Source organism: Dyella flagellata (assembly GCF_030160275.1).
Lineage (GTDB): Bacteria > Pseudomonadota > Gammaproteobacteria > Xanthomonadales > Rhodanobacteraceae > Dyella_B > Dyella_B flagellata.
Genome location: NZ_BSOA01000006.1, coordinates 138,041 through 162,306, shown reverse-complemented (window position 1 = coordinate 162,306; position 24,266 = coordinate 138,041). Strand labels below are relative to the sequence as shown.

Sequence of the window (24,266 nt, the reverse complement as noted above, 5' to 3'; positions counted from 1 at the left end):
GCCAATCCCAGCTTGCTCCAGATGCTGGGATTGGCATCCCAGCCTACGTACCCAGCAGCAGCTGCGTCATCATCGCGCGTAAGCGAGCTGGCGACAGTGGAAGCTTGGTGGTGTGCACGCCGGCCTGCCGCAAGACATCAGCCAGCCCGGCTTCGTCCTTGCCGAGCAAGGCGACGATCGGCGGCTTGCGTCTTTCCTGGCGCAGTTTGAGCAGCGCCAGGATCGGCTCCCATTGCCCACCCACCACCATCAGGTCGGGAACGGCCGATCCGGGAATCAGGGCTTCATCGGCCTTGGCCCACTCCAACACCTCGCAACCCCAGCCTTGCAGCAGCGCTGCCACTTTCTGACGTAGATGGTTGTTCTCATGGATCAGCCAGATGGTCCGGCTCTTCAGCAGGGAATCGCTGCTGCCGTCAGCCTCCACCTGCGTGCTCGGCGCGGGTGGCGGTGTCCGTTCCAGCGTGATGCCGAATACGCTCCCCCTACCGGGCCACGAGCGCACCAGCAGGGGGTGATCGAGCAAATGAGCAATGCGCTTGACGATGGCAAGGCCAAGGCCTGCACTGCGTTCGTCCGCTTCGACCGCGGTATCTAGGCGACGGAACTCCTGAAAAATGATTTCGTGCCGGTCTTCCGGAATGCCGATGCCGGTATCCCACACTTCAATCCGTATCGCAGCTCCCACCCGGCGGCAGCCGAGCAGGATACGTCCTTGCGTGGTGTAGTGCAGGGCATTGGAGAGGAAATTCTGTACGGCGCGCTGCAACAGTGCTCGATTGCTGCGCACCCAAGTTGAGGTATCGACGAAGGACAGCTGCAAGCCCTTCGCTTGCGCCATGCTACGGAACTGGCCGGCGATTTCCTGCAGCAATGGTCCCAGCGCAAACGCCCCGATATCCGGCGTGATCGCTCCCGCGTCCAGGCGAGCCAGGTCGAGCATGCTCGTCAGTTGGCTGTCCAGCGCCTGCAGGGAGCGCTCGATTCTTTCCGCCACGCCGGCCTTTGCGGCATCGGATTGCTGCAGAGAGCCGGCGAACAGCCGGGCTGCATTCAAGGGTTGCAGCAGATCGTGCACGGCAGCGGCGACATAGCGCGTCTTGTTGCGATTGGCCCGCTCGGCTTCCGCTTTCGCGGCACGCAGATCCTGCGTGCTTTTTTCGATGCGCTCCTCCAGCGTGCTGGTCAATGTGCGCAGCTCGCGGGCGGCTTCCTTGTACAGGGAGATATCCGCGTAGCTGGTGACGAAACCGCCTCCCGGCAGCGGCCTGCCGCGTATCTCCAGCAGCACGCCGTCAGGACGTTCACGCTCGACCATATGTGGACTGCCCCGGCGCAGGTAGTTGAGACGGCGCTGGATCGCATCTTCGACGTCGCCGGGTCCGAGCAGGCCGTGCCTGGCGTTGTAGCGGAACAGCTCCTCCACCGGATGGCCCGCTTGCAGCAGCGAATCCGGATAGCCGAACAGCTCAGCGTACCTGGCATTCCAGGCCACCAGGCGCAGTTGCGAGTCGATCACGCTGACGCCTTGCGGCAGGCGTTCCAACACTTCAGGGTGGCCGGCCATGGCCTGCAGTGCCGCGTGCACCAGGCTGTCTTCTTCCGAACGCAGGGCGCTGGCGTAGTGCGAGATCAGACGTTCCAGATCTCGTCGGCTGCGTTTGAGCAATTGTGCAGCACGCCAGCGCTGTCGCAGGAACAACGCAAGCAAGGTCGCCAACAGCCAGATGCACAGCGTGAGGATCGCGGTACGGTAGGCAGCGATGAGGGCCGGGCGTGCATCGCGCAGCAGATGCAAGGTCCACTGCTGAGCGGGTAGGGTCATGGACTGCCAGACGACGTCATGCGGCGTGCCCGGTTGCGCGACGTGCACCAGCTGCCCGCCCGCAGCAAGCGCAGACAAAATACGCAGCGATGCGGGCGGCAACAGGCTGTTGCCATACTGGCGAGTTCGCGCGAGCGTGGATTCGGCGCTCGGGCCCAGCGGCGTCAACGGCCGGTATATCCACGCCGGCTGGTTGCCGAGGAACACCACTTCGTTGGTATCGCTCAACAGCACAGTGTCGCCGTTGCTCCCCCATTCCTTCTCGAGCGTGTCCAACGGAATTTTGATCACGATCACGCCGATGCGCTGGCCTTGCTCGTCATGCAGTGCTTCGGAGATGAAATAGCCGGGCAGGTTGGTGGAAATGCCGATGCCGTAGAACGTACCCCGATCGTGCTGCATCGCCTGCTGGAAATAAGGGCGAAACGCATAGTCCAGCCCGACGTTGCTGGAAGATGTATTCCAGTTGCTGGCCGCGATGGCGACGCCATGACGGTCGATCAGGGTGAGGGTGGAGACATGGGTGGCGCCGTTGGCGCGTGTCAACTTGCGATTGAGCGCAGGGATGTCAAGGGAGGAGACTGGGACGGCAAGGGCGTTGCGCAATTCCGGATCGAGCGCCAGCACCGTCGGCAGTACCCGGTAGCGGTCGACCAGGCGCTGCAAGGCGAGCGCGCGTATCTGCAACTGGGTCAGGGCTTGTCCGGAAAGCTGCGCCAGCGAGCGCTGTTCCGTGTACCAGGCGGCCGCCCAGGTGCTGATCGCAACAACTGCGATCAGCACTGCCAGCAGGCTGATTTTCAGGGCTTTGGGGGAGGGCCTTGGCATGCAAGACATGCTAACTCCTAAGCCAGTGCCGCGTAGGCTGGGATGACCATCCCAGCGCTTGCAAGGTTCCGATGCCGGGATTGCCATCCCAGCCTGCACGGTAGCCGGAAGGTATTAGCCGCATGGTGTTATTCAACGCCATGCCGGACGGCGGCATGCTGTTCCCCGGGGACGATCGATAAGGGCTGATGCGCAAGAGGCCAGCCTGCTTCATTCCGGGGAGAGCGTTACACATGTCCAAAGCAAGCCACACCCTCAGCGCATTGGCGATCGCCTGCGCCTTGGCCGCTTCACCATCCTGGGCCGGTACCGAATCGGGCACCGCAGACAGCCTGACGATGTACGGCATCACGCTGTACGGCACGGTTGACGTCGGCGTGTCCTATCAAAGCCATGGCAGCGCATTCAGCGATGCGGCGGCCACCAACGTGAACAACTTCCTGATCAAGGCCAGCAACAAGCCGAACACGTCGCTGGCTTCCAATGGCATGAGCCTTTCGACCATCGGCGTGAAGGGACGCGAGCCGCTGGGGGCGGACTGGTGGGGAATTTTTCAGCTGGATACCGGTTTCCTGCCGGCATCGATGACGCTGATCGATGGCCTGCGTTCGATCGCGAGGAACAATGGCGTGCCGCTGGCGCAACAGAAATCGTACGGCGACTCGAGCCGTGCCGGCCAGGCGTTCAACGGCAAGGCGTTTGTCGGCATCGAATCGCCGCATTACGGCACGCTCAGCTTCGGTCGTCAGCCAACGCTGCTCAATGATGGCGTATGCAAGTACGATCCGCTGAGCTGCTCGCTGGCCTTTTCCTACGTGGGCTTTTTCGGAGCCACCGCCGGCACCGGCGATACAGAGGACCGCGCGCTCGACGGTACGCTCAAATATACCCTCAAGCGGGGACTATTCCACGGCGGCGTGATGTACCAGTTCGGCAATGCGCGCGAGCTTTCCAGTTCGCGCGGCAGCGCCTATCAGCTGGATCTGGGCATCACTTACGGTCCCTGGTCCGTGGACGGCATTTGGGCGCGCAAGCATGACGCCCTTGCTGTAGGTGGCTCGTTGACTGCAGGGCAGGTGGCGGCGCTGACTACGCCGGGTTCTTCCACGTATGGCTTGCCAGTCGACAAGACGCTGCCGGGCACCGTGTCGGACAACACCTCCTACACGTTGCTGAGCGAATACGATGCAGGCAGGGCAAAGTTGTTTGGCGCCTATGAACATATTCGCTACGTCAATCCATCCTCGCCGCTGCCGATAGGCAGCCAGACCATCGGCGGCTATTTCATCATTCCCAGCAATAGCGCCTTTCCACGGCCGAAGATCCTGGAGGTCGCCTGGGTCGGCTTGCGCTATGCGGTGACGCCTTCGCTCGACTTCTTCGGTGCGTACTACCGCGCGATGCAGGGCAGCTACGCAAAAGTGAGCTGTTCGGATGCCAGTTCGCCGCAATGCAGCGGTCATTACAACGCCTTGTCGCTGGTGCTCGATCAACGGTTTGGCAGGCACTTCGATGTGTACGGCGGCGTGCAGTGGTCCAAGGTTTACGACGGCATGGGCAGCGGTTATCTGCAGCGTGCTTCGTTCGATCCGACCGTGGGCGTGAGGATCGTGTTTTAACTTTTATCGGCAAACCCCTTGCCTGGTATCGGCAATCAGCAGGAACAATCATGGCTTCCGCAGCAGACATCGACCTCACGCGAGCGCGCAACACCGTCATCGCCGCCTTCCTCGGCTGGACCCTGGACGCGTTCGACTTTTTCATCCTGATCTTCACTTTCGATGAGGTCGCCAAGACTTTCGGCGTGAGCATCACCAGCATCACGCTGGCGATTACCCTGACCCTGGCTTCGCGCGCAGTGGGGGCTTTCGTGTTTGGCCGCATGGCGGATCGCTACGGGCGCAAGCCGACGCTGATGCTTGTGATTGTTCTGTATTCGTTGTTCGAATTCGCCAGCGGCCTGGCGTGGTCGTACGTATCGTTCTTGGTGATCCGCACCTTGTTCGGCATCGCCATGGGTGGCGAGTGGGGGGTGGGCAGCTCACTGGTGATGGAGACGATACCGGTACGCTGGCGCGGCTGGGTGTCGGGACTGTTGCAGGCCGGCTATCCGGCGGGCTATTTTCTGGCGACGCTGCTGTTTGGGCTGTTTTACGCCAGCCTCGGATGGCGCGGCATGTTTTTCGTCGGCGCGGCACCTGCCTTGCTGGTGTTCTTCATCAACGCCAAGATCCATGAAAGTCCGGCTTTCGAGGTCATGCGGCAGCGCCCCAAAGTTTCCCTGCTTGAGATCGTGAAGGCGAATGCGAAGTTGACGATCTACGCGATCGCCATGATGACCGCATTCAATTTCTTTTCCCACGGCACGCAGGATATCTATCCCAAGCTGTTCCTGGCCAAGCAGTTGGGCCTGCCGCATGCCACGCTGACCAACATCGTACTGGTCTACAACGTGGCGGCGATCCTGGGCGGTCTGTGCTTCGGCATGCTGAGCCAGAAGATCGGCCGGCGCCGCGCGATCATGCTGGCCTGTCTGCTGGCGTTGTTGGCGGTGTACCCGTGGTCGCATAGCCGGGATGTGTACATGCTGTGCGCGGCGGCGTTTGCGATGCAGTTTGGCGTACAAGGCGCATGGGGTGTTGTGCCCGCGCACTTGAATGAGCTGTCGCCGGCTTCGATCCGTGGCACCTTCCCCGGCTTCGTGTACCAACTGGGCAATTTCCTGGCTGCGATCAATCCGGTACTGCAGGCGGAAATCGCGCAGCGGCATGGGCAGGATTACGGCTATGCACTGCTGTTGGTGGCCGCAGGCGTGGCGGTTGCGCTCATCTTGTTGATGGCGTTCGGGCCGGAAGCGCGAGGCGTGGCGATGGCGGCGGCCGGTCCGGCTTCGCTGCGGGACGAAGGCTGGAATGAAGGCACGCGCTCGCTCGGCAGCTGAGCGAGCGCGGCAGGGGTTGGCTACCGCGCAGGACCTACTGCAAACAGCAGGCATCCATGGGCCGGCAAACTGATCGTCAAACGGCCGGACGCCTCCTGGCGATGGCCGCTCCACAGCTCGCGCGCCGCATGTTTGCCCGAGGCAAGGCCCAACTGCTCCCAGCTTGCGTCCAAGGATGCCGGCTTGTCGTCCAGATTGAACACGGCCAGATAACGCTCACCGGCTTCGCCATCGGCAACCCACACGCGCATGGGGCCGAGGCCCGGTGGCAGGTGTTCCACCGGGTGGTTGCCGTGGCTGTGTTGATCCACCGCGATGAGATCCTTGTTGGTGATCAAGGCGCGCGTAGCGTCGTCCAGCTTGGTCAGATTGGCGCCCAAAATCAGCGGGGAACGTGCGATGGCAAGCAAGCTCAGTTGCGTGCGGTCTTCATCCAGCGTCAAGCGCGAATGGCGTGCTTCACCCAAACCCGGATGCGGTGCAAGCATGCCGAACGGCAGCATGTCGGCGTCGGGCCAGTGGCCATCGCGGGCTTGTCCTGCCCATGCTGGCAGGCGATCGAAGATATCGCGCAAGCCCATGGGGAAATCGTCGGTGGGGTGTTCATGCTTGAATGTCCAGCCATCCCACACGTCGTTGGAAATGCGCCACATCTGCCCGTATTGGCGAATCTCCGTGGCGTGCGCAGGCTGCGTCGGTCCCGGTGACAGGCTCAGTACGATCGGGCGTCCGGTCTTTTTGATCGCCGTGGCGATCTGGCGAATCTCGCTGATCCGGTAAGGGTGATCGGCAATGCAATCGACCTTGAGAAAATCCACGCCCCAGCGTGCATACAGCGCCAGCATGGAGTCGTAGTAGGCCTGTCCTGCCGCGTTGTCGCGAACGCCGTAGTCGCCGTCGTCCCAGGGGCAGGTGTCGACGGTATCGGCCGCGTCCTGCGCGCGGAAGCTTGAACCGGCAATCGGCAGATTCGCCTCGACGGCCTGCTTGGGAATGCCACGCACGATATGGATGCCGAACTTCAAGCCTTGCGCATGTACCCAGTCGGCGATGGGTTTGAAGCCTTGCCCATCGGTGGAGGAGGGGAAGCGCTTCGATGCTGGAATCAGCAGTCCATGCGCATCCATCGCGTAGTCGCGATGCTGCAACTTGTCACCGGATGGGTTGCCCATGTACCAGCCTTCATCGATCACGGCGTAGGTCCAGCCATAGGCGTGCAGCTTGGCGAGCTGCGTGGCGTTGGCCCTGAAGTCGGCTTCGTCGATGGTGAGGCCGTAAGAGTCCCAGCTGTTCCAGCCCATGGGAGGAGTAGGGGCGACCTCCTGTGCGTCGGCTGCCGTTGCGGCGGTGAGCAGGATGAGCAATAGCAGCGCTGTTCTTAGCCAAGGTGACATGGAGTCATTCCGTTTTTGAGCATAACCCTCCCCTGCAAGCAGGGGAGGGAGGGACAGGCGCATCAATTGGACGATGTGCCGTAAATAATCCCGCGCGCACCACCCGCACTCAGATACACGGTGCCAAATGTGCGTGGATCGCCTATTACGCGCGATACGCCAGCCCATTGGTGCTGCGCGTCGTTGATCTGCACCCAGCTTGCACCCGCGTCAGTGGAGCGGAACAGGCCGGCCACGCCGTCTACCGTGCCGGAGAGGTAGATCGCCGGGTAATACGTGCCAGGCGCTGCTTTGCCGAAACCGATCGATGTTGCTGCGGTGACGGTAGAGGCGTCGACCTGGCTCCAGCCCCAGCCGGAACTCTGGCTGCGATACAGGCCCGATGGCGTGGCGAGCCAGATGTCTCCCTGCACGCCGGTAACCGTCGCTGCCTGGCTGCTCTGCCAAGAGGCGAGCACCGGTAGGCCGGATGTGGTTGACGCATACCACGTCACGCCTTTGTCGGAGCTGCTGAAAAACGTGCCCGTAGCCTGGTTCCAGGCGTAGAACAGATTGCCGTTGGAGCCATCGGACAACACTTGTACGGCGGTGGGTAGATTCGTCGCGACGCCGCTGGAAGGATAGGTCAACGTCGTCCAGGTGGTGCCGTGATCGGTGGATGCCACCGGCGCTACATCCGAGGGAGCCCACACGATGGTGCCTCCGTCCGCGGAAATCGCCACCGTGCCGCCACCGTTGCTGGAGCCGGCCTGGTTGGCGAACGCCGTCCAGGTGCTGCCGCCATCGCTGGAAACGGAGCCGAACACATTGTTGCCGCCGGTGCCGACGCGCACGACGGTGGAGGGGGTGCTCTTGGCAAAATCCAGGCCCGTACCATTGCCGCAAACGGGGTTGCTCAGCTGCGCCGTGGGTGCGGCGGTTAGGCTGGCATGCACGAAGCCGCAAACGTCGCCGAGGCCGCTTATCAAAGGCGCGCCGGAAGTCGGCGAGATCATCGCAAGCACGGCCGTTTCCTCGATGCCGCTAGCGCCCACAGTCCAGTGAGTCGGTTGCCCGGCGTCGGCAGAGGTGAGGTCAGAGGTGGTCCAGACGGTTTCACCAGTGCCGTAGATGGCGTGCGCCGAATCGTAGGGGTCGATCACCACTTCGCCCCAGTTGCCGAACGGCGCCTGCGTCTGTCCTTGTGGCACGATCCAGGGCGAAACACTGGCATCACGCACGGCGCTGCCGCCTACATCCGTCCAGCTCGAACCGCCGTCGGTGGTGCGATACATGGTGTCGCTCGGCCACCAATGGTCCATGCTCATCACCACCACGGTGCCGGGCTTGGCCGGATCCACCGCCAGGCCGCTGAAGCCGGACGCGTAGTTGTATTTGTCCGGCGGCGTGATGTTCTGCCAGGTATTCAGGCCGATGCTGTATTTCCACACCTGGCCGGCGGTCATGCCGTTGGGGCCGATGTTGTTGCCGTAGGTGATGTACAGGTTGCCGTCCGGGCCGATCATGCCCCGCTGCGGCAGCATGCCTGCAGCAGGGCCGCCGGTAACCGGCGCCCAGGTCACGCCGCCGTCCGTGCTTTTATATAGCGACGAGGCTGCCGTGCTGGTGGATACCCCGGCGAAGATGGTCTTGGTCGGCAAGTTTTTGCCACCGGTGGGCTTGTAGAAGGCGACAAAAGCCACTCCAGCGCCACTGCCGTCGCTGGACAGCGCGTTGAAGCCGCTCACCTTGGACCAGCTGGCGCCGCTGTTGGTGCTGGTCCACAAGCCGTTGCTGCTGGCTTGCGAGGCATCGTTGAACGTGCCGTAGAACAGGATCGAGCCCTTGTTCGGGTCCACCTGCAAGCGTTCGCCCACGTTGCGTCCATTTTCATTGCCACCGACGCGGAAATTGAGCGGGTACGAAGTGAAGTGCGCGCCCTGGTCGGACGATACGAGAATCGAGCCGCTGGCGCCCCAGGACTGCGTGTACAAGCCAGCCACCAGGTAAAGCATGTTCGGATTGTTGGGATCGATGGCGATGCTTTCGATACCCATCCACTGCGAATCGGCTGGCGGCGTCCAATCGTTCAACGGCACCCATTGCGCTGTGCTGGCGTTGTAGCGGTAGGCGCCGCCAACATCGGTACGCGCATAGAACAGTCCTTGCTGCGTGGGATGCGCAATGATGCCGTCGACATAACCGCCGGCGACGATGCGCACGTTGTTCCAGGTGTAGGACGGAGCGGTTTGCGCAAATGACGCAACCGGCGACAACGGAAGCACGGCAAGTGCGCCGTAAAGGATTCCCCGGGCGACAGCCCGGTGCAAAAGTGTCTTCATGGTACCCCTCGGTGGTTGGATCGTTTGCGGTGTTTCTCCGCTGCTCAGCAGACGGTTGCGCACCGCAGAGTTGTTTGAGCAACAAGACTCACGCTTAACCAAAGCCGGCGGCACGTATGCCGCACAGTTTCATCCACCTCTCATCGCCATGCTGGGCGAAGATTTGCTGAGCGTTCCACTCGGTTTGCTTGCTTTATCCTGACGGGTGGCGCTGCATGAGCCGCGACAACCGTGGAGACGAACTCTATCGTTTGAGCTGCCGCGGATGGCATTGCGAACAACGCCAGTGGCGCTTGCGAAAATTGAAGCTGCAAAGCAGCAATGTGGATGTTGTGTGACCGACTACGCGACATCCTTGATGGGCGGCGGATCGCGATATGCAAGTTGGCATCGCAGCCGTCCATTTTTTTATCGGTTCGGCGGCGTCCTGCTTTTGTGCCCTGGTTCACAAGTGCGTGCCAACTGACGAGCAGGGCAACGGTTTGCACGAACTTTGGCGTCCTCTATTGCGATATTGATCACCTAAGCTTGTGATTATTTATTGGGTCCGGCCGAGGGCCGAGGACGGTAGTTCCCGGAGTGACAGAATGCGCCGGACGAAAGTGAAGGGTCCAGGGCACTATGCGAAAACTTTTTTTTGGCGGATTTTTCGCGCTGCTGTTGGGCGTATCGCTAAGCGGTGCTGCGGTCGCCCAGGATGTCCCGCTCGTACTGCAGCGCGACGGCAGGACCATTTCACTTGAACCTTATGCGCCGAATATCTTGCGTGTAACGCTGGGCGTCGATCGGGCGGCGGTGATGAATCGGCCCGGATACGGATTTGAGGCCAAGGCTTCGGCCCAGGGATGGACACATACGCGTGATGCGGCAGGCGGCGATATTTACCGTTCGGCGAAAATGGTCGTGCGGGTGGCGCCCGCGGATCTTGCGCCTGACCAACTGCCGCAGGCCATGCCCTTGGACGCGCTGAATCGCCAACTGCGCGAAAAGTATTTCGGAGGAGGACGGGATCGAAGTACCTTCGACGATGCGCTGCAAATCACCAATGCCGAAGGCAAGACGTTATTGCACATGCGCACGTGGTCCATGGCACCCGAACCGCCGCAAGTAGCGCAGGCGGACGCCGGTGCAAAGGGCTTTCGCATTGCCGCCACGTTTGACTCGCCCGCCAACGAGCACTACTACGGGCTCGGACAGCAGCAGCAGGGGTGGATGGACCTGCGCGACCATGAGATACGTTGCTGGCACGACTATTACGCTCTCGGCGGCGAAGCCGTATGCGTTCCTTTCATGGTGTCCAGCCTCGGCTACGGCCTGGTTTGGGACAATCCCTCGAAGACGACCATACAACTGGGTTTCAATGGCCGGAACAGCTGGTCGTCGGAAGTGGGCGATCGCGTCTCCTATTTCGTCATTGCGGGAGACAACACCGACGAGGTCTACGAGGGTTACCGCCTGTTGACAGGTGTGACGCACCTGTTGCCCCGAAATGTCTATGGCTATATCCAGAGCAAGGCGATTTATCCGACGCAGGCACAGGTCCTGGCGGTTGCCGATGAGTATCGGCAAAAGAATCTGCCGCTGAGCGTGATGGTGGTCGATTTCCTGAACATGACCAAGCAGGGGAACCTGGATCTGGATCCCGCGCGCTGGCCGGATCCGGCCGCCATGACCCGCCGGTTGCATGCGATGGGCGTGGACACGCTGCTCAGTGTATGGCCGCACTTCTCAAAGGGATCGTTGTTCTATGCCATGCTGGCGAGCAAAGGCTGGCTGGTCCATACGCGTGATGGCGTGCCGGACTCGGGTGGCTACAAGGCGATCATCGGGCCGAATATCGACACGACCAATCCGGATGCGGCCAAGTGGTTCTGGCAGGAAATCCGTGACCGCTACATAAAGCCGTACGGCTTCGATTATCTGTGGCTAGATGAGACCGAGCCGGATATCGATCCGGCGAACGACGTGTTCTGGATCGGCTCGGGTACGCGCTACTACAACGTATATCCCTTGTTTCATACCGCTTCCGTGTACGAAGGATTTCGCCGCGATTTTGGTAACAGCCGAAGAGTGATGATTCTAGCGCGAGCCGCTTATCTGGGCGCGCAACGCAACGGCACTGTGTTCTGGTCGAGCGACATTTTCGCGACCTGGGACATGCTCAGGCGATCCATTCCAGCCGGGCTCAATTTCACCGCGACGGGCCTGCCCTATTGGGACACCGATATCGCCGGGTTCTTTTCGCCGCACATGCCCGCCGATTACCATGCGGCGCATAAACCCTTGATCGATGGTTCCGACGTTCGCGGCACGATAGGCAACTACGAGGACTATCCGGAACTCTTCGTACGCTGGTTCGAATGGGGCGTGTTCCAGCCCGTGATGCGTGCACACGGAGAGCGGGACCACAATGAAGTATGGTCCTATGGCAAACAGGCCGAACCGATCCTGGCCAAGTACCTGAAGCTACGCTACCAGCTTTTGCCCTATACGTATTCGGTGGCCTATCGCAGCTACCAGACCGGTGCGCCGTACATGCGCGCGCTTTTCATGGATTTTCCGCACGATCCGAAAGTGGCGGACATCCCCGATGAATACATGTACGGGCCGGCTTTCCTGGTGGCTCCGATCACGGAGCAAGGTGCTACCCGCCGTAGCGTGTACCTCCCGGCAGGCTGCGATTGGTACAACTATTGGACGAACCAGCACCTGCACGGCGGGCAGACGGTCGAGGTGGATGCTCCCATCGATACGCTGCCGTTGTTCGTAAGGGCAGGGAGCATCGTGCCGCTGGGACCGGACGCAGCGGGCGCACAGCAATCGCAGAAGATCGTGTCGGTGAAGGTATACCCGGGAGCGGATGGCCGCTTTGAGCTGTTCCGGGATGACGGGAAGTCCTATGGTTATGAGCAGGGCAAATACTCGGTCACCAAACTGATGTGGAACGACGCCACTCACCAATTGAAACAAGAGGGCGAGGCAGCCTGGCGCGAGCCGGATTCGACTGTCGTCTCGGTGATAGGCGGTTACTGAGCCATTGCCCACGCCGGCAAACTCGCCGGCACCAACGCCGCGGAGGTTTACTCGCCGATCGTTGCTTTGGTTGTACACAGGTGTGCCGTTGTCGTCGACGAGCTTGATGGTGGCTTAGGCCAGATCTCTTGAGTTGGCACGTAGTTGCGTTCGATCCAGGCATGCCTGCTCATGCAGGCAGCGAGCCGCATGGCGATCAGTCCTGCGCGGTAACGTAAATAATCCCGCGCACTTCATTCGCGTCGACCTGCGGCGCGAATTCATGGCCAACACCGGCGTGAAATGTATTGGTGAATAACCGTAGCAACGGTTGCAGCGCCAAGGTGGGTGTTCGCATCAATGGGTGAGTGCAAGGAAGCCGCGTATGTCGCGGGGGATGTTGTGTGATTGGATTCACATCCATGCAGGCGCGCGCTAGCCGAATTCGATCGATGTGGTACTTACGCGGCACGGTGACGAGTCCGATGCATTTTTCTTGTCAGGAAATGCAGTGGCTTGTCCTTGAGTGACAAGTGCGTGCACGCACATCAGCGAGGGGGAGCAATGGTGAGCAAGAAGGTCGACGCGTCGAACATCGAGCTGTGGCGCTACTATCGTAGGCAACCGTACTTGTTCGCACAGCTGCCGGAAGCATGGCAGTTGTCGGTGGAAGCGAACTACAACGATGCGACAAAACGGCTTCGGATGAGGCAGCGGCGCAAGGCGATACCCGTCTCGATCCTGGCGACCTTGGCGGCGTTGACCGTCAGCAAGGCGAAATCGACGACCTACACCACCACTCTTGCCGGGACATCGGCCGATACGTCCTACAACTCATTCAAGGACGCCAGCGGTAACCTGGTCTACCGCTTCGCAAACGGCGACAGCATCAATACCACCGATAGCGGCGCCAATGTCTATGGCGTGGACCTGGAGAACAGCAGCCCGAAGGTCATCCTGCAGGCGGGGTCGAACGGGGCGGGACAGCTGAGCTTTTCCAGCGTGCGGCCTGTCACCGGCGTGTGGGGCGTAGTGAACACGGTCAATGTGAACAACGGCGCCAATCTGACCGTTAACGGCAATAGCAACATTTTTGCCAAGACGGCGGACGTGTGGAACAGCACGGCGATCGGCCTGCACGTCAACGATTCCACGGCCACTTTCAACGGCACCACGAGCGTCAGCACGTACACGCCCGGCTATTCGCAAGCCGTGTCGATCAACCGCAGCTTTGTCACGTTCAACGGCGACGTTTCCTTTACCGCGCAGGCGCGAGGCTCGATGACCAGTGCCCTCTACATCTCGGGTGGGGGTTACGGCAACGTCGTTATCAATGGCAATGCCACAGTGCAGGGTTTGGGCATCTGGCCGAACGACAACGTGCATGGCATCTACAACGATAACGTGAACACTCGGTTGACCATCAACGGCAACTTGAGTCTGGTGGCTGCGTCGTACGGCTCAACAGTGATGGGTATCCGCAATCAGGGCAATCTGCGGATCAACGGCAACGCCTCCATTGCAGCCAGTGGCCCACGCTCTGCTTACGGCATCGACAACCGGCATGCTACGGCACGCACGTATGTAGGCGGCGACCTCACTGTGTCGGTCACCAATACCACCGGCTACACGCCGTTCGGCAATCCCGTCGGGGTGAGCAATACGTATGGCATGAACGATTACCTGACCGTAGGCGGTGCGGCGAATATCAGTATTTCAGCGGTCACTGCGGACTACGCCATCACCAATAACGGTGTAATGTCATTCACCAACGCCGCAAAGACGGTCACACTGCGTGCCAGTGCGAATTGCCCGGCCTGCGACGTGATCGGCGCCTTGAATAGCGGTGGTCCACTTACATTTGCGGGTGGTCTGGATGTTGCTGTAACCACCAACGGGACGGGACATCGCTACGCGATCTGGAATGTCGCGGCGAACGGCGTCGACGCGACAGTCAACGTCAACCAGGGTAGCCATCAGCCGGTGAACATCGACGGCGACGTGCTGACCGGCAACGTGACGGATACCACCACCGGCACGGTCTACATGGGTACTACCGCGCTCAACCTCGACACCGGCACTTCGTACCTGAAAGGCCTGGTGCTCGGCTATACGCAAAGTGGCAGCGCCAAATTGTCATTGACGAACGGTGCCAGCTGGATGCCCACCGGCACCGGCGTGCTTGCCACGGATTTCGGTGCGGGCAGCCTGGTTGTCGGTGCTGGCAGCGCGATCGACATGGCTGGCAGCTGGGGCACGTTTGCGCGCGGTAGCGTGCCATCCTACAGTTTGCGGACTTTGCAGATCGGCAGCACCGGCAGCGGCGGCGCCAGCGTGAGCCTTTCCGATGGCGCGGTGTTTACCTTGCTCAGCGATGTCCGCCATGCGCAAGCGGACAAAGTGGTGTTCGGCAGCGGCGTCAAGTCGTTCACCGCGCAGGGCACTCAAGGCATTCGTATCGCTTACGATCCTGCGCTGGACGATACGTCATGGGTCAATGCCAGTGCGATCCAGAACGGCGTTACGATCACCGCGCCAAGTCCCATCGTGATGGTCGACGCCAGCTCCGCAGCGAGCGGTACGGCGAGCTTCCTGGGTGCGGCGGGGTTGACCAGCCAATGGGGCACCACGTATGAGAATGCGCTGGTGCGTTACTCGTATGTGCCCGTCGTAAGCCTGAGTTCGGATCGCAAGCAGATCCTGCTTACCGGCATCGACATCCTTGGCAACGGCAGTGGTACCGGTAGCAGTACAGGCACAGGCACCGGTACGACGACGGGAGTGGGCTCGTCGACCTCTTCGGGTTCCGGCGGTACATCAACAACGCCGAGCAGTTCCGGCGCCGGCACGAGCGGTACGCCGAGCGCCGGCAGCAGCAATCCACCGCCATCGACACCGCCATCGACGACCCCGCCGGCTACGCCGCCGCCAGCCACGACGCCCGGCAGCGACACTGTGCCAAGCAACGTTGCGGTGACGCCGTCCACCGGCGTGCTGGTGGCGGGCGATGCCGCGCTTGCGCTTGCCAATGCATGGCAGATCGACGATCAGGCCGTGTCCCGTCGCAGCGAATCGGGCCGTCTGAGTCAGCTGACGGGCACATCCGGCGCGTGGGTTGATACGGACGTTGGCGATTTCACTGGGTTAAGCAGCGACAGCCGCAGTTACCGTCAACATCGAGCCAGTGCCTCGTTCGGCGTAGAGCGGCTGTCCGATTTCGATGGCGGTCGCAATGCGCTCGGCCTGGTTTATACGCATACTGACTCGCGCGCCAGCCTGGAGAACGGTAGCGCCGATTTGCGGGGTGACTCGATCGGTGTTTACGACACGTGGAATTCTCGCCACGGAGTGTTCGCCGATGCGGTGGTGCGCGTTGGCCGGCTGCGCGACAGTTACACTTCGACGGATGCCTTCGGTAGTGCGTCGGGCCACTATCGTCCGCTCGCTGCGAGCGTCTCCGCACGTGCAGGATGGCGCTATCAGGCGGATGACGGCGGCTATGTGGAACCGCAAGTGCAGGCCGCCTACGGCTCGATCGGTTCCAGCAGCTATGTCGCCAGCGATCAAGTGCACTTTGATGTAAGCCGCAACCATGCGCTCCTCACCCGCGCCGGCGTACTGATCGGCCAGGCATTCGCGCCGGCGGCATCGATCAAGGGCGACATGTATCTGCGTGTATCGGCCGTGCACACGGTAGGCAGCCACCCAAATATCACTGCTTCGCTCGACGGCGGTGCCGTGCCGGTGAACTTGCCGTCACGGCATGGCACCGTCGGTGAGATAGCCGCCGGCGCGCATTTTGCGCTGGCGGGTCGCTGGAGCGTTTTCGCCGAGGCAGGGCAGGTATCGAAATCCGACGCGGTGCCCGGCGGATGGCGCGCGAGTGCGGGCGTGCGGGCGAGTTTCTGATGGATTGGCGTGCGGGCCCACTTTCGATAGCGAGCACCCGTAGGGCGACGGCTATCTCAGTGGCTGCGCGTACTTTCCCTGGCGTTTTCCATATACTGCCGCGGCGTGCAATTGAACTCACGCCGGAACACTGCGTACATGTACTGCAACGAGGTGAACCCGCTGCGTACGGCGACCTCGCCAAGCGGGATAGACGGATCGGCTAGCATGTTGCGCGCCATCTCCAGCTTGTGCTCGAGGATGGTCTGGTGCACCGACTGCTTCAATTCGCGCTTGAAGTGCTCTTCCAGCAGCGTGCGCGAGATGCCCACGTAATCGGCCACCTGCTCGGTCTTGATGCCCAGGCACGCGTACTGGCGGATGTAATGCTTGGCGCGCATCACGTACGCACTCTTCAGTGGCTGATGCAGGCTGGTGGCCTGGACGTTGATGCCCACCGGCGGCACCAGGACGCGGGTGGTGGAGCAGTCGCCGCCGTGCAGCATCTGGTGCAACACTTGGGCGGCCATGCGGCCCATTTCTTCCGCGCCCTGGATCACCGACGTGAGTGGGATGCGGCAGAGCAATTGGGCGATCGGGTCGTTGTCGATGCCGACGATGGCGATCTGTTCGGGAATCGGCACATCCGCCACGATGCAAGCCTGCAATAGATGCCGGGCGCGTGCGTCGGTGGTGGCGATGATGCCGATCGGCTTGGGCAGCGAACGCACCCATTCCACCATTTCTTCCTGCGCGCGGCCCCAGCCGCCCGCACTGGTGGAGGAGCCGCGATATACGATGCCTTCCAATCCGTCGGCCCGTGCCATCTGCATGAAGGCCAATTCGCGTTCGTGCGCCCAGCGGTTGCCGGGATTGGGCGGCAGGCCGTAGAAGGCGAAGCGCTGCAGGCCCTGTTCGATCAGGTGGTCGTAGGCCAGCCGCACCAGCTGGTGGTTGTCGGTGGCCACATAGGGAATGTTGCGCGGGTAGTGCGTTTCATCCGCATAGGAGCCGCCCACGGCGACCACCGGAATAGGCAGGGAGGCCAGTGCCTCGCCCACCACCGGATCGTCGAAGTCGGCGATGATGCCGTCGCCGCGCCACTGGTGGATACCCACGGTGCGGCTGCGGAAATCCTCTTCCATGAAGAGGTCCCATTTCACGCGGGTGGAGGTGAGATATTGGCCGATGCCGGCAATGACCTGCCGGTCGTACACCTTGTTGGCGTTGAAAAGCAGTGCGATGCGATGAGGCTTAGTCATGGGCGGTCAGCAACCAGGCACAACCACAAGTGCCGTGACCGCGACGCTAACAGCTTGCAGGATCAGGCACATGACGCAACGCGACAAAGAAAAACCCAGCGCGGTTGGCGGATTTCGCAATTGCGGGGCCGTGACGCCAACTGCAGCATCCGGTGGTGAATCAGGAGCTTCGCATGAGTTACTTCCAGAATATTTCCCCCCTTGGCCAGGCCGCTTCCCCTTCCGCCGACCTGGCGTTCCGTCATTACGACCCGGCCCGCCTGGTGCTGGGCAAGCGCATGGACGAACACCTCCGGCTGGCCGTGTGCTACTGGCATAACTTCGTTTGGCCCGGTACGGACATGTTCGGCCATGGCACCTTTGGCCGGCCGTGGCACCAGGCCGGCGACCCGCTGCAACGGGCGCGCGAGAAAGCCGATGCGGCTTTCGATTTCTTCCAGCGCCTGGGCACGCCTTTCTATACCTTCCATGACACCGATGTGGCGCCGGAAGGCGACAGCCTGGCCGAGTACGTGAGCAATCTCTCGGCCATGGTGGACGTGCTGGCGGCCAAGCAGGCGCAAACCGGCGTAAAACTGCTGTGGGGCACCGCCAACCTGTTCAGCCATCCGCGCTATGCGGCCGGTGCGGCCAGCAATCCTCAGCCAGAGGTGTTCGCCTGCGCGGCGACCCAGGTGTTCCACGCCATGGCCGCCACCCAGCGCCTTGGCGGCGCGAACTATGTGCTGTGGGGCGGCCGCGAAGGCTACGACACCTTGCTCAACACCGACCTGAAGCGGGAGCGCGCGCAACTGGGCCGTTTCTTCCAGATGGTGGTGGAACACAAGCACAAGCTGGGTTTCCAGGGCACCATCCTGATCGAACCCAAGCCGCAGGAGCCGACCAAGCACCAATACGACTACGACACCGCCACGGTGTACGGCTTCCTGAAGGAGTTCGGCCTGGAGCAGGAGATCAAGGTGAACCTGGAGGCCAACCACGCCACGCTGGCCGGCCATTCCTTCCAGCATGAAGTGGCTACCTCGATTGCACTGGGCCTGTTCGGCAGCATCGACGCCAACCGCGGCGATCCGCAGAACGGCTGGGACACCGACCAGTTCCCCAACAGCGTGGAAGAAATGACCCTGGTGATGTACGAAATCCTGCGCCACGGCGGCTTCACCACCGGCGGCTTCAATTTCGACACCAAGGTGCGTCGCCAGAGCAGCGATCCGACCGACCTGTTCCACGGCCACATCGGCGCCTTCGATACCCTGGCGCTGGCACTGGAACGCGCGGCCAAGATGATCGAACGCGATGCACTGGCCGAGTTCAAGGCCAAGCGCTATGCCGGCTGGGACGCGCCGCTCGGCCAGCAAATCCTGACCGGGGGTTTCACGCTCGAATCGCTGGCCCAGGAAGCGATCAAACGCGATCTGCGTCCCGCGCATGTATCCGGGCAGCAGGAATATCTGGAAAATCTGGTCAACGCTTACATCTACGGCTGAGCAGCCGCATGTATCTGGGGATAGATCTGGGGACCTCGGCCGTCAAGGCCGTTTTGATCGATGCTGTCGGCAAGGTGCGCGCCACCGCGTCGCATGCGCTGGCCGTGTCCAATCCGCAACCACGCTGGTCCGAGCAGGATCCGCATGCATGGTGGACGGCCGCGCAGGCGGCCATCGAGCAAGTGCTGGCCGAAGCGGGCAGGGCCGGCGTCGCTGCGCGCCAGGTAGCCGGCATCGGCCTCAGCGGGCAGATGCATGGCGCCACGGTGCTGGACAAGGCCGGCCGCGTATTGCGGCCAGCCATTCTGTGGAACGACGGCCGCTGCGACGCGCAATGCCGAGAAATGGAGCGCTGGCCGGGTTTTCGCGCGATCACCGGCAATCTTGCCATGCCCGGCTTTACCGCACCCAAGCTGCTTTGGTTGCGCGAACATGAGCCGGCTGTGTTCGAGCGCATTGCCAAGGTGCTGCTGCCCAAGGATTACCTGCGATGGTGCCTGACCGGCGAATACGCCACGGATGCTTCCGACGCAGCGGGCACGCTGTGGTTGGACGTCGCCGAGCGTCGTTGGAGCCAGCCCATGCTGGAAGCCACCGGCTTGCCGGCGGATGCGATGCCTGCGTTGTACGAAGGTAATGCGGTGACTGGCCATCTCAGCCAAGAGCTGGCCGATCGCTGGGGCATGCAGCGTGTGCCAGTCGCGGCCGGCGGTGGAGACAATGCGGCGGGCGCGGTTGGTGTGGGTATCGTGAAGCACAAGCAGGCGATGTTGTCGCTTGGCACATCGGGTGTGTATTTCGCCGTATCCGACGGCTATCTAGCGCGTCCCGAGCAGGCAGTGCACAGTTTCTGCCACGCCTTGCCGGGTACCTGGCACCTGATGTCGGTAATGCTGAGCGCCGCAAGCTGCCTGGACTTCACAGCCAATCTCGGTGGCTATGCCGACGTGCCGGCGATGCTTGCCGACGCCGAACGAGCCGGCTCGCGCCGCGAAGCTCCCTTCTTCCTGCCTTACCTCAGCGGTGAGCGCACACCGCACAACGACGTGCACGCATGTGGCGCTTTTACCGGCATGCGTGCCGATACCACGCGCGCCGATCTTGCCAACGCCACCCTGGAAGGCGTTGGCCTTGGGCTGCTGGATGGTATCGAAGCGGTGGACGCAGCCGGCTTGCATGCCGACGACATCACCGTGATTGGCGGCGGTTCGCGCAGCGCGTATTGGACGCAAATGCTGGCGGACATCATTGGCCGTCCGTTGACCTTGCGTGCCGGTGGCGAAGTGGGTGCGGCGCTGGGTGCTGCACGCCTGGCGCATCTCGCTGCGGAGCCCGGCGCTACACTGGAAGATGTGTGCGGCATGCCGGACGTGACGGCAGTGCGTGAGCCGGATGCCGCACGGCATGCGTATTTCCGCGATGTCAGGCAGCCGAAGTTTCGGGCACTGTATCGCCAGCTTGCGGGTGTTTATCGCGCAGAGGGGGCGGTGTGACGAAAAGGACGACCAGGAGAATGCTTGGCGTGAGCCTGGCTTTGGCCATGTCGATGCTTTGCACCGCCGCTCACGCCAGCAAAGACCATCCCGTCATCGGCTTCTCCATCGACGACTTGCGCCTGGAACGCTGGGCGCACGACCGCGACTACTTCGTCGCCGCCGCGACCAAGCTCGGCGCGAAGGTTTACGTGCAGTCCGCCGATGCCAGCGAGGAGCGCCAGGTGGCGCAGCTGGAAAACCTGATCGCGCGCGAAGTCGACGTGCTGGTGATCGTGCCGTTCAATTCCAAGGTGCTCAGCAACGTGATTGCCGAAGCGCGGCGCAACGGCATCAAGGTGGTTTCCTACGATCGCCTGATTCTCAATGCCGACGTGAATGCCTATATCACGTTCGACAACGAACGGGTGGGTGAGCTGCAAGCGCAGGGTGTCTTGAACAAGGCACCCAAAGGCAATTACTTCCTGCTCGGCGGTTCGCCGACCGACAACAACGCCAAGATCATCCGCCAGGGCCAGATGAAGGTATTGCAGCCGGCGATCGACAGCGGCGCGATCAAGATCGTCGGGCAGCAGTGGACGCCGGACTGGGATGCCTCCAAGGCGCTGCGCATCGTGGAGGATGCGCTCACCGCTAATGCCAACAACATCCAGGGCGTGGTCGCTTCCAATGACGGCACGGCCGGTGGCGCGATCCAGGCGCTGGCGGCGCAGGGCCTGGCCGGCAAGGTGCCGGTGTCGGGGCAGGATGCGGACCTGGCCGCGGTCAAGCGGGTGATCGACGGCACGCAGGCGATGACCGTGTACAAGCCGATCAAGCAGCTCGCCACGCGAGCGGCGGAACTGTCGGTGCAGCTGGTGCGTGATGAGCAGCCCAAGTACGACACCACGCTGAACAACGGCAGCAAGAACGTCGACACCGTGCTGCTCAATCCGATCCTGCTCACGCAGCAGAATGTGGACGTGGTGATCCAGGACGGCTTCTACACGCACGAGCAAGTGTATGGCCGCGGAGCGGACAAGCCATGAGCGAGCACTTGTTCGAGATGCGCGGCATCCGCAAGTCGTTCGATGGCGTCAAGGCGCTGGATGGCATCGACTTGCAGGTTCGCCCGGGCGAATGCCTTGGACTGTGCGGCGAAAACGGCGCCGGCAAGTCCACCCTGATGAAGGTGCTGTCCGGCGTGTATCCCTACGGCAGCTGGGAGGGCGAGATCCGTTGGCAGGGCAAGCCGCTTGAGGCGCGCTCGGTGCGCGACAGCGAGCACGCCGGCATCGTCATCATCCATCAGGAACTGATGCTGGTGCCGGAGCTTTCGGTGGTGGAGAACCTGTTTCTCGGCAATGAGTCGACCTTGCCGGGCGGCCGCATGGATTACGAGGCGATGTATGCCCGCGGCCATGCCTTGCTGAAGGAGCTGGAGCTGGATGACGTCAATCTCGCGTTGCCGGTGAAAGCTTTCGGCGGCGGCCACCAGCAATTGTTCGAGATCGCCAAGGCCTTGGCGAAGAACGCACGCCTGCTGATCTTCGATGAACCCACCTCGTCGCTGTCCGCCAAGGAAACCGAGGTGCTGTTGGGCATCATCGAGCGACTGAAGCAGCGCGGCATCGCTTGTATTTATATTTCGCACAAGCTGGACGAGGTGGCGCGCATTTGCGATACCGTCAGCGTGATTCGCGACGGCAAGCACGTGGCGACCAGGCCGATGAGCGAGCTGGATGAAGACGGCATCATCGCCATGATGGTGGGACGCCGGTTGGAAACGCTCTACCCCAGGGTGGAGCATGCGATCGGCGAGGTGGTGTTCGAAGCGAAACACGCCACCTGCTACGACGTTGCCGATCCCTCGCGCCAGCGCGTAAAGGACGTTTCCTTCTCCTTGCGGCGTGGCGAGATCCTCGGTATCGCCGGGCTGGTGGGTGCCGGTCGCACCGAGCTGGTCAGCGCGATCTTCGGCGCCTATCCCGGGCGCCATCATGTTCAATTGTCGATGGACGGCAATCCGCTGAAAATCCGCTCGCCGCGCGACGCGATCCGCGCTGGCATGGGCCTGGTGTCGGAAGACCGCAAACGCCATGGCATCGTGCCGCTGCTTGGCGTGGACAGGAACATTACTTTGGCCACCCTGCGGCATTACGCCAGCGCCGGCCACGTGGACAGCGGGCGCGAATGGAGCGTGGCCGAAGCGCAGATCGCCTCCCTGCACATCAAGGCCGCCAACGCCGCGCTGCCGATCGCCAGCCTGTCCGGTGGCAATCAACAAAAGGCGTTGTTCTCGCGCATGCTGCTGACACGGCCGCGCATCCTGATTCTTGACGAGCCGACGCGCGGGGTCGATGTAGGCGCGAAGGTGGATATCTACCGCCTGATTTTCGAACTGGCCAAAGAGGGGATCTCGATCATCCTGGTTTCTTCGGAGCTGCCGGAAATCCTTGGCATGAGCGACCGCGTGCTGGTGATGAGCGAAGGGCGCCTGTGCGCGGACCTGCCCAACGAGGGACTTACCCAGGAGCAGGTGATGGCGGCGGCGATTCCGCAGGCGAAGAGGGCTTGAGGATGCACTGACTCCGCAATGCGCAGCTCCGTAGGCTGGGATGGCAATCCCGGCATCACGAAGCTGGGATTGCCATCCCAGCCTACAACAGTTGATAGGAATCCTTGTCTTCCCCATGCGCTCCCAAGAACTCCGAACCCTCTTCGTCCGCTACAAGATCCTGGCGCTGCTGCTGGCGCTGGCGGTGATCTGGATCTTCTTCCACATCGCCACCGACGGCGCCTTCATCAGTTCGCGCAATCTTTCCAATCTGCTGCGGCAGACTTCGATCACCGGCATGCTGGCGTGCGGCATGGTGTTTGTCATCATCGCCGGCGAGATCGATCTGTCGGTGGGTTCCTTGCTTGGTTTGCTCGGCGGTATTGCCGCCGTGCTCACGGTCAACTTGCAGTGGACCTCCTGGCCGGCGGTGATCGCGGTCTTGCTGCTGGGCGTGGCCGCTGGCCTGCTCAATGGTTTCATCGTGACGCGCTTGCGGGTTCCTTCTTTCATCGTCGGCCTCGGCGGCATGCTGGCGTTCCGCGGCGTGCTGCAGGGCATTACCCACGGCGCCACCATCGCCCCGGTGCCTGCCGACCTGGTGTATCTCGCGCAGGGCTACGTGAATCCGACCCTGTCGAGCTGGTTGGCCGTGATCATTTTTCTTGCGCTGGTGGCGATGACGGTCGCGCGCCGCCGCCGTCGCGCCGCCCTGTCGATTCCACAAGCCGCGATGTGGAGCGATGCCTTGAAGCTGCTTGCGATTGGCCTGGTGATGGCCGGCTTCCTGGTGATGCTCAACCGCTACAACGGCGTGCCCTTGCCGGTGATGATCCTGCTCGCCTTGCTGGCGATCTTTACCTACCTAGGCACGCAGACGGTGTTTGGCCGGCACATCTATGCGGTGGGCGGCAACATGGAGGCCAGCCGTCTTTCCGGCATCGACGTGGCTGGCGTAAAGATGGTGGTGTTTGCCTTGATGGGCTTGATGTGCGCCTTTGCCGGCATCATCAACACCGCCCGGCTTGCGGCGGGTTCGCCTTCGGCAGGCACCAACGGTGAACTGGATGCGATTGCGGCGTGCTTCATCGGCGGAGCCTCCATGCGCGGTGGGGCGGGTACGGTGCACGGTGCGTTGATCGGCGCACTGGTGATGGCGAGCCTGGACAACGGCATGTCGATGATGGATGTCGACAATTACTGGCAGCTGATCGTGAAGGGTTCGATCCTGGTCATTGCCGTCTGGGTGGATGTGTTGTCGGGCACCAAGCGCGACTGA

13 protein-coding genes are annotated in these 24,266 nt (G+C 62.0%); 9 read left to right on the top strand and 4 right to left on the bottom strand.

All coding sequences use genetic code 11. From position 1 onward, the window contains the following. Positions 1-43: 43 nt before the first annotated feature. Positions 44-2,653: a PAS-domain containing protein gene (locus QQJ96_RS05145; protein ID WP_284330891.1), complete on the bottom strand. Its 2,610-nt coding sequence runs from the start codon at positions 2,651-2,653 to the stop codon at positions 44-46. 233 nt (positions 2,654-2,886) lie between these two features. On the opposite strand from QQJ96_RS05145, the gene QQJ96_RS05140 reads away from it, so the two are divergent. Beyond that, positions 2,887-4,272, top strand: coding sequence for a porin (locus QQJ96_RS05140; RefSeq protein ID WP_284330890.1), 1,386 nt, complete (start codon positions 2,887-2,889; stop codon positions 4,270-4,272). A 50-nt stretch (positions 4,273-4,322) separates the two neighbouring features. Next, positions 4,323-5,594, top strand: coding sequence for an MFS transporter (locus QQJ96_RS05135; protein WP_284330889.1), 1,272 nt, complete (start codon positions 4,323-4,325; stop codon positions 5,592-5,594). 20 nt (positions 5,595-5,614) lie between these two features. Here QQJ96_RS05135 and QQJ96_RS05130 read toward each other — a convergent pair whose 3' ends face one another. Beyond that, the gene (locus tag QQJ96_RS05130) at positions 5,615-6,988 is read right to left on the bottom strand and encodes a glycoside hydrolase family 27 protein (protein ID WP_284330888.1); all 1,374 of its coding nucleotides are present in this window, start codon (positions 6,986-6,988) and stop codon (positions 5,615-5,617) included. A gap of 62 nt (positions 6,989-7,050) precedes the next feature. Then, entirely contained in the window at positions 7,051-9,309 is a 2,259-nt protein-coding gene (locus QQJ96_RS05125; RefSeq protein WP_284330887.1) for a sialidase family protein, read from the bottom strand. 621 nt (positions 9,310-9,930) lie between these two features. Here QQJ96_RS05125 and QQJ96_RS05120 point away from each other — a divergent pair. Beyond that, positions 9,931-12,342 carry a glycoside hydrolase family 31 protein gene (locus QQJ96_RS05120; protein WP_284330886.1) on the top strand — a complete coding sequence of 804 codons (2,412 nt, stop codon included), beginning with the start codon at positions 9,931-9,933 and terminating at the stop codon, positions 12,340-12,342. A 543-nt stretch (positions 12,343-12,885) separates the two neighbouring features. Continuing rightward, a complete protein-coding gene (locus QQJ96_RS05115; protein WP_284330885.1) occupies positions 12,886-16,230 on the top strand; it encodes an autotransporter outer membrane beta-barrel domain-containing protein in 3,345 nt (1,114 codons plus the stop codon). A gap of 56 nt (positions 16,231-16,286) precedes the next feature. Here QQJ96_RS05115 and QQJ96_RS05110 read toward each other — a convergent pair whose 3' ends face one another. Beyond that, the gene (locus QQJ96_RS05110; RefSeq protein WP_284330884.1) at positions 16,287-17,471 is read right to left on the bottom strand and encodes a XylR family transcriptional regulator; all 1,185 of its coding nucleotides are present in this window, start codon (positions 17,469-17,471) and stop codon (positions 16,287-16,289) included. Between the two features lie 173 nt (positions 17,472-17,644). Here QQJ96_RS05110 and xylA point away from each other — a divergent pair, with 173 nt between their 5' ends. From xylA to QQJ96_RS05085, 5 genes are all read left to right on the top strand, one after another. After that, positions 17,645-18,958 (top strand): xylose isomerase, encoded by a 1,314-nt coding sequence (gene xylA / locus QQJ96_RS05105; RefSeq protein WP_284330883.1) that lies wholly within the window; start codon positions 17,645-17,647, stop codon positions 18,956-18,958. A gap of 8 nt (positions 18,959-18,966) precedes the next feature. Further along, positions 18,967-20,451: a xylulokinase gene (xylB, locus tag QQJ96_RS05100; RefSeq protein WP_284330882.1), complete on the top strand. Its 1,485-nt coding sequence runs from the start codon at positions 18,967-18,969 to the stop codon at positions 20,449-20,451. A 20-nt stretch (positions 20,452-20,471) separates the two neighbouring features. After that, on the top strand, positions 20,472-21,479 hold the full coding sequence (gene xylF, locus QQJ96_RS05095; RefSeq protein WP_284330966.1) for a D-xylose ABC transporter substrate-binding protein: 1,008 nt from the start codon (positions 20,472-20,474) through the stop codon (positions 21,477-21,479). Further along, positions 21,476-23,008, top strand: a complete 1,533-nt coding sequence (locus tag QQJ96_RS05090; RefSeq protein WP_284330881.1) for a xylose ABC transporter ATP-binding protein — start codon at positions 21,476-21,478, stop codon at positions 23,006-23,008. Before xylF ends, QQJ96_RS05090 begins: the two co-directional genes overlap by 4 nt. A 115-nt stretch (positions 23,009-23,123) precedes the next feature. Then, positions 23,124-24,266, top strand: coding sequence for a sugar ABC transporter permease (locus tag QQJ96_RS05085; RefSeq protein WP_284330880.1), 1,143 nt, complete (start codon positions 23,124-23,126; stop codon positions 24,264-24,266).

Coding starts and splice junctions, on each gene's coding strand:
- QQJ96_RS05135 (WP_284330889.1), top strand. CDS start 4,323: ATGGCTTCCGCAGCAGACATCGACCTCACGCGAGCGCGCAACACCGTC.
- QQJ96_RS05110 (WP_284330884.1), bottom strand. CDS start 17,471: ATGACTAAGCCTCATCGCATCGCACTGCTTTTCAACGCCAACAAGGTG.
- xylF (WP_284330966.1), top strand. CDS start 20,472: ATGCTTGGCGTGAGCCTGGCTTTGGCCATGTCGATGCTTTGCACCGCC.
- xylA (WP_284330883.1), top strand. CDS start 17,645: ATGAGTTACTTCCAGAATATTTCCCCCCTTGGCCAGGCCGCTTCCCCT.
- QQJ96_RS05140 (WP_284330890.1), top strand. CDS start 2,887: ATGTCCAAAGCAAGCCACACCCTCAGCGCATTGGCGATCGCCTGCGCC.
- xylB (WP_284330882.1), top strand. CDS start 18,967: ATGTATCTGGGGATAGATCTGGGGACCTCGGCCGTCAAGGCCGTTTTG.
- QQJ96_RS05090 (WP_284330881.1), top strand. CDS start 21,476: ATGAGCGAGCACTTGTTCGAGATGCGCGGCATCCGCAAGTCGTTCGAT.
- QQJ96_RS05145 (WP_284330891.1), bottom strand. CDS start 2,653: ATGCCAAGGCCCTCCCCCAAAGCCCTGAAAATCAGCCTGCTGGCAGTG.
- QQJ96_RS05115 (WP_284330885.1), top strand. CDS start 12,886: ATGGTGAGCAAGAAGGTCGACGCGTCGAACATCGAGCTGTGGCGCTAC.
- QQJ96_RS05130 (WP_284330888.1), bottom strand. CDS start 6,988: ATGTCACCTTGGCTAAGAACAGCGCTGCTATTGCTCATCCTGCTCACC.
- QQJ96_RS05085 (WP_284330880.1), top strand. CDS start 23,124: ATGCGCTCCCAAGAACTCCGAACCCTCTTCGTCCGCTACAAGATCCTG.
- QQJ96_RS05120 (WP_284330886.1), top strand. CDS start 9,931: ATGCGAAAACTTTTTTTTGGCGGATTTTTCGCGCTGCTGTTGGGCGTA.
- QQJ96_RS05125 (WP_284330887.1), bottom strand. CDS start 9,309: ATGAAGACACTTTTGCACCGGGCTGTCGCCCGGGGAATCCTTTACGGC.